This window comes from Wolbachia endosymbiont of Drosophila bicornuta, assembly GCF_028982105.1.
GTDB classification, from domain to species: Bacteria; Pseudomonadota; Alphaproteobacteria; order Rickettsiales; family Anaplasmataceae; genus Wolbachia; species Wolbachia pipientis.
Genome location: NZ_JAPQLF010000068.1, coordinates 1 through 2,599, shown reverse-complemented (window position 1 = coordinate 2,599; position 2,599 = coordinate 1). Strand labels below are relative to the sequence as shown.

The window sequence follows — 2,599 nt, the reverse complement described above, 5'->3', positions numbered from 1 at the left end:
CTCTAGACAATTGGCGAATAAAATTCTAGGCGTAGAAGGAGATATAGATGAAGAAAAGACCAAATTTAGTGGAAAAATTAGCAGGATTTTTTTAGGCTCTGTGCATGATGGCGAGGGAACAGCAAAGTGGTTGTATTAAGGGATTAGTTTTATTTCCTTAGCTCAACTTTTGAAATTCTAGATGATCAAAATGCTCTGCTTTCCTAAGATTAGTGATGTTAGGATACCTCCGGGTCGCAGTACTATAGCTCTTTTTACAATAATCCGAACAGACCGTAATATGCTACTGGCCTGCTATAGCCATAAACACATATCTTATCGCATTCGGACTATTATAAGAAAGGCTATAATAACCAGAATCATGGATCAAGATAAAAAAATAGTAAATAATTTGAGCATTTACAATAGAAAATTAGCATGTGCCTAAATTTAAGCAGCAGACATCTTCAAATTATCATCAGTTCAGTAAAATTCAAGATTTTCAATGGCTTGACCATGTTAAGGTATGCAAAAAACTGCCATTTTAAATTTGATCAGACTTAGTTGAAAGAGTGGAGATTTTTAATAATTTACCTAAAATATAATCCAGAATTTGTGTTAGAGACACTGGTCTTAAGCAGACTTAGCTATGGCTATTTTAGCCTGTTTTTTGCTCTCTTCCCTGCTTTTTTCTTGCCGTTTTGGATAGCTTCTCTATTTTATAACCTATAGCATTTTGTCTAGCAACCAATCTGGTGTTCTCTACCTTTTTCCCACTTATCAAACCTTATCTTTTCCTTTAGGTAATACTCTCTATAGACTTGTATAGGGCTACTGCATTTATATCGATCAGGCAGTGCTTGTATATCATCTGATTGGAAAATGAGCAAATTCTTATTGCTATCACACCAATCTCTCGGATTTGTGCGTTCTTTTGTATCGCAAGCTATACTCTATAGACAATCCTTTTCCATACTTTATCAACCAATGAAAGTTTCCTTTTAGCCCATAAAGAACAAGGATATGAGTAAGTTTGTATGGAACTTCCATATTATAATCTATAACACTAACAGAAGGATTTGGATGCTGTTGAAAAAACACTATTAAGTAATTGAGCAGTTTCTAATGGCATTTTCACTATATACTTATAGCATAACATTTGCGCTGCAGTTATAGGATTTTCGTCGAATACGAAGGTATTATCTAAGCATCCAGAGATAGTAGGGATTTAACTTCATCAACAGTAAGACCGGTAGTTTCAGTTATGATATCAATAGAAACACCTGCTTTTAGTAGATTCTTTGCAACCTCAATTTTCTCTGCTTTTCTGCCTTTTTCATGTCCGATAAGGATGCCTTCTTCTCTACCTTCTTCAGTAGCATCATCAAGTTTTTGAGCGAGGATGCCTTCTTCTTTCCGCAGATCCATTATCCTTTCTTCGTACGCTATCAGATCTTTCTCATTCCAGCGAAACTTGTCTAACTCATCGTATGCTAGCTTTATTATTGGCGATTTTTCTGCAATATCTTTTAGGTCTTCATCTGTAGTATCTTCTGCGTACTTGAAAAAAAAGCACCAGCGCTCTATTGTACTTTCTAGCTGCTCTACTTTGTTTTTTGCGAATTTAGGCAACTCAATAAAGACAAATTGAAAATCTTTTAAGTAATGTCCGTTAGTCTTTATATCACGTATATTGTGAGTGGAAATATACTCAACCTCCTCAGGAAATAGCGTATTATCGGAAATAGCAATAAAGAATACTGTTTTTAAATCGATGTACTCGCCACCTTTTCCAACCTGCCTTGAATAAGCTTTAGCAGCATATAACTGAGCGCGTTTCTCAAAGCCTCTATCACGAGCGAGCTGCATCTCAATCACGTATCTGAACCCACTAGAATCCTTGCAAAGGACGTCAACAATGCTTTGTTTATCAGAGGCAACTTCAGGATCCATGTAGGTGCTAAGAAACTCAACTTCTTGTATAGTATCTATCCCGGTAAATCCTAAGATATCATTGAGGAAGTGAATAAGAATATTCTTGTTTTTTTCTGTACCAAAGACTTTTTTGAAGGTTAGGTCTAATTTTGGATTGAGAAATTTAGAAAGAGCCATAACGAATTAACCTAAAAAGCATCAATAATTATACACAATTCTGAAGAAATGTTCAAGTTTTTTATGCTAAAGTCTATTAAAGTGGTAAATTTAGCTGAATTTCAAGAGTTGGCAAAAAACTACCTTCATAGATGGCCCTAGAATGCTACTATGCACCTTAGACGTCCCTTTATACATCTTTTAATCAACCCTTCTGTAAAGCGCCTTAAAAGATCAGCAAATGGATGTCATGAATTTGGAGCTGTAGGAGACATCAAAGATACGCTCTAAAAACCATTATAAGCCCTCCATTCAATTAAAAATTCTATAATATAGCATAGGTATCAAGTTATAGCATTTCTCATAATAGTCCGAACAGGTCATAGGAAGGCAGAATCAACAGCACGACGAAAGGATTCGAATAGAGGAATGTCTTTCCTGGCTCTGTTTTTTATAGCAAACCAATGATGCTCAATTTTGTTGAAATCTGGAGAATAAGGCGGCAGATACAAAATTTCTGCACCAACCC

General features: G+C 35.5%; 3 protein-coding genes. 1 reads left to right on the top strand and 2 read right to left on the bottom strand.

Going from position 1 to position 2,599, the window contains the following annotated elements; genetic code table 11:
• The first annotated feature begins 280 nt into the window (after positions 1-280).
• Complete coding sequence (locus OZD68_RS01625; RefSeq protein WP_182309795.1) at positions 281-427, top strand: hypothetical protein; 147 nt, start codon at positions 281-283, stop codon at positions 425-427.
• Positions 428-1,182: 755 nt separating this feature from the next.
• Here the strand turns inward: OZD68_RS01625 and OZD68_RS01620 are convergent.
• Together OZD68_RS01620 and OZD68_RS01615 are read right to left on the bottom strand one after the other, a co-directional pair.
• Positions 1,183-2,091, bottom strand: coding sequence for an Rpn family recombination-promoting nuclease/putative transposase (locus tag OZD68_RS01620; protein ID WP_182309796.1), 909 nt, complete (start codon positions 2,089-2,091; stop codon positions 1,183-1,185).
• Between the two features lie 359 nt (positions 2,092-2,450).
• Positions 2,451-2,599 (bottom strand): transposase (locus OZD68_RS01615; RefSeq protein ID WP_275008740.1); only part of this gene is annotated, 149 nt, incomplete at its 5' end.